Consider the following 7,237-nt stretch of genomic DNA (forward strand, 5'->3'; position numbering starts at 1 on the left):
CCCTGCAGGCCGCGGTTGGAATAATACTGGCCCCAGGTGCGCTGCACGAAATCGGAATCGCTGGCCGCCGTGGTCCATTGATGGCCCTGGGCGGTGACTTCGCCATCGGCGTCGAAATCGACGAACAGGGCGCCTGTGGCCGCCATGTGGTAGAGATTGGGCAGTTCCTTGCGATCGTAGAGGGCGAGATGCGGATCGGCCCAGAGTCCCAGACCGGGGTAGCGGCCGAACTCTTCATCGAAGGTTTTGTTCTCGCGCAGGATGAGGACGACGGTGTGGATTTTCCGGTCGAGCGCTGCGGTTATTCTGGCGTTGCGCGAGGCCAATGCGGCACGTTGCGCCGGCAGGAAGCGGTTGTTGCTCAGTGCTGCGGTGGTGAGGGCGGCGCGGGTTGCGGGATCGGGGTGGCGGGGGATTGCCTGCAAAAGGCCGCTCATCATGTCGCCGACCCATTGATGGGCGATGTTGGGGCCGGAGCCGAGACCCTTGGCGCTGACCGCGTAGAGATGGTTAGCACTGGCCGTGAGTGCGGTGGGGTACCAGCCGGTGGGGGTGAGGCCGCGCTGTGCGCCGGTCCTTGTGTCGATCGCGGCGATATCGTCGTTGCCGGCGTTGGCGATGTAGAGACGGTGGCCGTTCAGCGCCAGGGCGTCGGGGTACGATCCCGAGGCGGCGTGGGGGTAGGGCAGGACCGAGATGCGACGCATGATGGTGTGGCGTTTCGTGTCGATCTCGACGACCTGGTCGCCATTGGCGAGGGCGACGTAGAGATGCGGCGCGTGGGTCCGCCCGGCCAGGGCGATGGGGTGCAGTCCGGCCTCGACCGAGGTTGCTGTAAGGTGCGGGCCGATGGCGATTTTGGCCAGGAGTTTCATGGTTTTCGGGTCGACCAGTGCCACCGCATTGTCACCCCAGAGCGAGACGGCGAGTATGCGGTGGTGATCGACGAAGGCGAGCGCGTTGGGGTAGGCGCCGATGTTGAGATAATCCGTGGCACCGGTGCGCAGATCGATCCGGGCGAGGCTATTGGCGAGCAGGCCGGTGGTGAAGAGATGATGCGCGGTCGCGGCCACGGCATCGGGGAAGAAATAGCGGGGATGCGGCGTTTTATCGGCTTCGAGGCCGGCGGGTTTGTGGACGTCCGCGTGGTGCGCGCCTTGGTAGATGTAGGGGTATTGCGTGCGGGGGAATGCCTGAAAGGTAAGGTGGTAGGTGTGGAGGATGCGGGGGGTCGGTCCGCTCGCATCGATCGCCAGCACATCGTTCGAGGCGCCGCCGGCGGCGTAGAGCGTGCCGGTTGGGCCGGTGGCGAGGCCCTGGAAGAAATCCTGGCGTTTGAGGATCTGGGCGCCGGCCGGCGGTGGTGATTTGAGCTTGCCGGTGAGGCCGATCAGGGAGGCGACCTGTGTGAGCGTGGTGCGATCGTAGAGGACGATGGATTGCGCGCGGGACGCGCCGTTGGCCAGCACGGCGATGCGGTTGCCGACGATTGCCACACCGGTCGGGAAATTCGGGGTCGTGACGATGGTGCCGACGGGCGCGACCACGCGGCCGGCCGGGAGTTCGTGGGTGTAGGCGGCGAGATTGGTCTGGTTGATGGTGACAGGTGAAGCGGGCGGTCCGGACCAGGCGGCGCAGATCAATGCCAAGGCGCTCAGGACTGTGGATTTGAGGATGTTCGATGCGCGGTGCGATCTCATGCGGCGTCTCCTGGTTACTTTGGACGAGTCGGTTGGCTCAGCTCATGGGCGATCTGCCGATGGGTTCGATTACGCTGCGTATCGTCACCCCTTCGTTCAGCCGGCACCGGACACCCGGATCGGGATTTCGAACACAATCGGATGATCCGGCATTTTCTTTAGAAAATGGGGAAAATGTGACTGCTCTACGGCGAGCCGGGCGGCCCCATTAGCAGATTGATACGCGCTGCGGCGGATGATCCGCGTCCACAAAATCCGACCATCTGGCGTAACCTTGAACGCAATCGTCGCTGTTCCGGAGGCACCGAGATTACGCAAACCGGATGGAACGGTGAGGTTGCCGAGGATGATCCCGCGCACGATGCCGACATATCGCGCTTCGGCGGACTGGATTGCGGCGGGACTCGGGGGTGGGGCCATCTCGGCTGGCGCCGGGGGCGCGGGTGTCGGCGGTGGTGTCGGTTGAGGCGGTGCAGGACGCGCCACGGTACGACGCGGCATAAGCGGAACTGGCTTCGGAGGCGGGCGATGATGAACCGCGACGCGTGGATGATGCGGTAACGGCGGAGGTGGCTTGGGCAATGCCGGCATCGAGGTCGCGGGTTGTTTCGGCGGCTGCACTGGCCGAGGGGGTAAAGGAAGAGTCTTGGGCGGCCCAGGCTTGACCATATGAATTGCCATTGTGACGGGTTTGACGATCCGGGGTGGATGTCGTGTCGGCATCATAATGACTGTTATCAATCCACCAAGTTCAAGGGCGAACGCGAGAGTGAGCGCCCAGCCGAATCGGGACCGACCCGATTCGGTGAGAAAATGCAGTTGCGTATCAGACATCTTCAGAATGTTGCCGTAATATTACCATAGAATGCTCGTGGTGCACCAAGAAGAACTGAATTATAGTTATTGTTATTGTAGTCCTGATTGATATAGTCCTTCGTATAGTATGTACGGTTTAGAAGGTTATCGATGTTCAGTGAGATCTGAAGAGATTTTACAGCTCCGAGTTTGACCGGAATCGTTTTACCCACACTCATATTAAGCAGAAAATAGGGTGCTTGTGTCGCTGAGGTCGGCGTACCCGCATACTGCTGCTGAAGATACTGACGCCCAACATATTGGGCGTTGGCAGTCGCATGCCAATGATGCCAATCCCAAATAACGCCGGAACTGATGAGATTCGCTGGGACATTGGCGAGTGGCTGGCCGCTGTTTACAGTTCCAGCATAATTCGAGTTGAAGCTAGAGGTGAATACCGCTGTGTTGTGAGAGTAGTTAAAGTAACCCGAAAAATTGCCCGGTATTAACGACGACGGCATGGTACCGAAATCATCGATCAGTTGCAGTTCGACCCCGGAATATCTTGACGCGCCGCCGTTTGTCGTGGTCGAGATGTTCGTGACAGGGTTTGTCACGGTTACAAATGTATTCTGAAAGTTCTCTTTGTAGAAGCTTGCACTTAGGCCGAAACCATGATGCTCATAGCGGAAACCGGTCTCGTAATCTTTTGCATACTCTGGCTGTACGGCCAGCGGTGGTGTGATGTAGGCTCCTGAGGAAGTCTGTAAGCCAATATCTCCGTAATACGCACTGATGCCGGGGAATTTGATATTCTGTCCATAGGCGAAATAGACGGATGCGCCTTTAAACAACTCCAGATTAGCGCCTATCGTGGGTGATGTATAATGTTCAAAGTCCGACACGCTTCCAGGTTGATCGTAGAAACCGTATGCATTGAAGTTTTTGGTATTCGCATAGAGATATTTAATGCCTGGAATGATCGTTAGGCGGTCAGATAAAAGTTTGATCGTATCCTGCACATAGAGCGATCCGAGAGTACGACGGTCGTGCTCATCCCACGCATCGTTGAACCCGTTGATTTGAGGTACAGGCTGACTGCCATACCAGAATTCACGGGAATTGAGATAGCCATATGTCAGATTCGCTCCGAGTTGAACCGTATTGTGAGGGAGCGCGATCTTCATGCTCGGCTGGAGCCCGAGTTCCGATGCGCCTTGACCATACAAATGATAGTCTGTGCCATACGCGACCGAACCGAATTGGGCGATCGGATTGTAGGAAGGATAGAACGGGTTCGACAGCCAGAACTCCGAGGTCGACGGTGAATTGGGCAGCGGATAGGGCTGGGATGCACTCTGAACATCCAACGGATTTGCATAGGACGTGCGTTGGTAGGTCTCATGACCAAAGAATGCTTTTAAATTCAGCGTAATATTATTGTAGTTATATTTCTGTCCTACGATTAGAAGAACATTCGTGTTTATATTATTGGAATATCCGTATGATGCAGGAAATTGGTAAGAGGGGCCGTATTGCGCGATTAACGGCAGCGGTACAGTATGCGGGGTTTGTCCTTGATTATGGTCAAATACGAAATGTAGATACGCCTGGCCATTCCCGCCGAAATCTGCGGCTTGTAGCCCGTAGTATATATTCTGATTGCGGTCTTTGCTGTATTTTAGCCATCCAGCGCTATAGTTTTGTTGATATGAAAGTATTTGACGAACTCCATCTAAGGTGCCGGAGTTCAGAGTAAAATGATAGTTCGAACTATCGAAGCTTCCATAGCTTGCGCCAACATTAAACGACTGTTGTGCGCTTGGTTCGATCGGGCGATAATTAATCGTACCGCCAAGTGAATTATACGAATTAACCGATGGATTGTTGATACCACGATATATCTCAATTCCGTCGAAGTCGTTGAGCGTGATCAGGGTATTGTTTCGAATTGATGCTTCATTAGTTACTCCACCATTAAAGATGTCGTTCAGAGAAACTCCATCATATGTCTCTGAAAATTGGCCAGAATTGAAAGCCCTAAATTGAATATGTGTTCGAACTCCACCCGGTCCTGAGCTGGTCGCCAGTATCGATGGCGCCTGGTTCAGAATTGTCTGTGCGGTGGCTGCCGGTGAAGCGTATTCAATCGCTTTCTTGCTGATGGTATTTTCGGCGTATGCTGCCTTGAGTGGGATTCTTCGTGCAACTTCGGCTTTCGCACCAGTTTTTGAGATGCCTTCGATCTTAACCGGGGTCGTATTCCCCGCGATTTGGACGGCTTGCGCGAAAACGGGTCGGACAAATCCCATAACGGCACACAATGCCGACGCGCTCATACACATCATCCGAAAGCTCATGATTTTTCCCCAAATTTCGAAGTCCGCCATATACAAACGAACTGTGACATTATGTTTTCATTTGTATGACGCTACGATGAAACGACGTTATTTTTTAATACTCAGTACCCATCTGATACTTTTGAGCAACACACACATTAGCGTGAACACGATCATATGGTACATAAAAACATGCTAGGTCACATATATCAGTCTGTCTTTATATGCGGTCAGTATTAGAATTTTTCTCAGCGTCATCATTTCGAACATGGAACAAGAACCTATTTATGCATTACTTTTTTCAGTGTAGACGTGGACTATTTATTTGTCGTGCTAAAAATATTATATTTTAAAAATGGGCTACCCAGCATCGAAATTGGCGCAGAAAATAGGCCTAGTATTCCTTGTTTGCGTTATCGCATTGTAAAGATACATTAGGGTGAGGATTGTACTGGCTGCGCGGCAATACCGATATCGCTGACCCCGGCTTTGCGCGCCGCATCCATCACCGTGATGAAATGCTGGAACGCCACGTGCTTCGAGGCCGCAATCGTCACCTGCGTCTTCGCGGTATCGCCATCGCTCTGGAACAATGCGGTCAGTTGCGCCGGTGTTAACACCTTGTCCTTCACCTTCACCGTCCCGTCCTTGAGAATATTAACGGTGAATTTCGGGTGCCTGAGGTGTTGCGTCTGGCTCGAATTAGGCAATTGCAGCGAAACTCCCGCATCCGGGATCATCTGTAGCGTCACGATGATGAAGAATACCAACAGAAACAGCATGACGTCGATCATCGGAATGATCTCGACCCGCGCCTTGCGGGCCTCGAAATAGCGCAGTTTCACCGCTCTATTCCGCTGCGGCGCGCATCGCACCACCCGCCCGAACCATTGGCACCAGCAAGGCGCCGTCGGTCCGGTTGAGCACCATGGTCTTGATCGTCTCCAATTGGTGCAAAATCAGCCGCACCTGGTTCTGCAACAGGTTGAATGCCGAAAGCCCGAGCATCGCGATCAGAATGCCGAACGCGGTCGCCACCAGCGCATCCGCCACGCCACCGGTCACTTCGGCCGGTGCATGACCCGGCGTCGCCAGCACCGAAAACGCGTGGAACATGCCGATGATCGTGCCGAACAGCCCGAGCAGCGGCGCCAGCGTCACGATGGTGTCGAGAATCCAGAGCCGCTGATCCAGACGTGGTGCGACCAACATGATCGCTTCATCCATCCGGTTGCCCATGACGGCCGGGTTGGCATCGCCCACATGATGCAGGGCAGTGTCGAGCAGCACCGCCTCGGGCTGCTTACCCGCAAAATCCCGCATCGCTGCGAGATCTTCGACCGAAAGCTGCCCCATCCGCGCCATCCGCGTGACGATAGTGTTGCCCCGCAGGATCGCCCGCCGCAGATACCACACACGATCGAACATCACCGCGGTCGCGATCAGGAACAGGACGGCCAGAACATAGAGTACGCCATCGGAATAGTTGGCGAGATGTATGATGTAAGCTAGAGTCATAGAGGTCGTCTCCGGTGGTTACCGACAGCCTCCGGAATTCCCGGCGCGGTTCACCGTGCAGCCTTAGATGAAGCTGCGTCGGTGTTGTGTGAAGGATCGATGACAGTTACAGTGACTTGCCGACGCAGAGCGCCAAATTCATCAGTCGCCGTTTCATTCCACGAGTGGGACCTCTATCATAATCAGCGTTGGTCCAGCGTTTAGGCACCGGCCTTACCCCGCGGCGGCTACACACAGATCAGAGCATCACCAGTGGCACATGTGAGCGGCAACTGCTTTCGCTTGCGATTTACGCCAAGGCGCCCCAGCGGAAATCTTCGGATGCCTGAACACTACCGTCATCAATTTTTCCCTATCAAAGACCGACCGGGAACGGCATCGCACCAAATCAGCAAAACTCTAAGTGTCCATCCGGGAACACCTTGAATCTTTGGAGTCACTTGTGATTCCATAGCGGCGGCCCGATTCGCAGGAGCAGCCTGATGTGGACGAACGAGAACCGCGCCCGGTATGATCGCAGCAAGCTGCGCTATCCGAGCGATTTGACGGATGACGAGTGGGCGATCATCGGCCCGCTGATCCCGCCCGCCAAGCGTGGCGGCAACAAGCGCACGGTGAATGAGCGGCAGGTGATCAACGGGCTGATGTTCATCCTGAGTACCGGTTGCCAATGGGCGTCGCTGCCGAAAGATCTGCCCCCGCGCAGCACGGTGAACGACTATTTTCGCCGTTGGAACGAGGATGGCACGCTCGATCGCATTCATCATGCGCTGTACGTCAGATGCCGCGAACAGGTTGACCGCGAGGCAAGCCCGACTGCCGCGATCATCGACAACCTCCGAAGGCTTTCCATTGCCTACGGCAACGGAACCTTTGCCTTCTCCG

Annotated in this window: 6 protein-coding genes; 1 reads left to right on the top strand and 5 read right to left on the bottom strand. The window is 55.5% G+C overall.

Annotated elements, in window-relative coordinates:
- The 5 genes from ACP5E6_RS14910 to ACP5E6_RS14930 form a co-directional block, all read right to left on the bottom strand.
- A partial coding sequence (locus tag ACP5E6_RS14910; RefSeq protein WP_427955256.1) for a YncE family protein occupies positions 1–1,700 on the bottom strand: 1,700 nt, incomplete at its 3' end.
- A 96-nt stretch (positions 1,701–1,796) separates the two neighbouring features.
- A complete protein-coding gene (locus ACP5E6_RS14915; protein ID WP_427955258.1) occupies positions 1,797–2,120 on the bottom strand; it encodes an energy transducer TonB family protein in 324 nt (107 codons plus the stop codon).
- A 416-nt stretch (positions 2,121–2,536) separates the two neighbouring features.
- Positions 2,537–4,834 carry a TonB-dependent receptor gene (locus tag ACP5E6_RS14920; RefSeq protein ID WP_427955260.1) on the bottom strand — a complete coding sequence of 766 codons (2,298 nt, stop codon included), beginning with the start codon at positions 4,832–4,834 and terminating at the stop codon, positions 2,537–2,539.
- Positions 4,835–5,268: 434 nt separating this feature from the next.
- On the bottom strand, positions 5,269–5,679 hold the full coding sequence (locus tag ACP5E6_RS14925; protein WP_427955262.1) for an ExbD/TolR family protein: 411 nt from the start codon (positions 5,677–5,679) through the stop codon (positions 5,269–5,271).
- Positions 5,680–5,683: 4 nt separating this feature from the next.
- Positions 5,684–6,352: a MotA/TolQ/ExbB proton channel family protein gene (locus ACP5E6_RS14930; RefSeq protein WP_427955264.1), complete on the bottom strand. Its 669-nt coding sequence runs from the start codon at positions 6,350–6,352 to the stop codon at positions 5,684–5,686.
- A gap of 482 nt (positions 6,353–6,834) precedes the next feature.
- On the opposite strand from ACP5E6_RS14930, the gene ACP5E6_RS14935 reads away from it, so the two are divergent.
- Positions 6,835–7,237: transposase (locus tag ACP5E6_RS14935; RefSeq protein WP_427955266.1), on the top strand; the 403-nt coding region annotated here is incomplete at its 3' end.

It is taken from the genome of Acidiphilium sp., from assembly GCF_049977125.1.
Classification (GTDB): Bacteria; Pseudomonadota; Alphaproteobacteria; order Acetobacterales; family Acetobacteraceae; genus Acidiphilium.

What these genes read in the sequence shown, in the direction of transcription:
- ACP5E6_RS14915 (WP_427955258.1), bottom strand. Translation starts at nt 2,120, where the DNA reads ATGGCCCCACCCCCGAGTCCCGCCGCAATCCAGTCCGCCGAAGCGCGA.
- ACP5E6_RS14930 (WP_427955264.1), bottom strand. Translation starts at nt 6,352, where the DNA reads ATGACTCTAGCTTACATCATACATCTCGCCAACTATTCCGATGGCGTA.
- ACP5E6_RS14920 (WP_427955260.1), bottom strand. Translation starts at nt 4,834, where the DNA reads ATGAGCGCGTCGGCATTGTGTGCCGTTATGGGATTTGTCCGACCCGTT.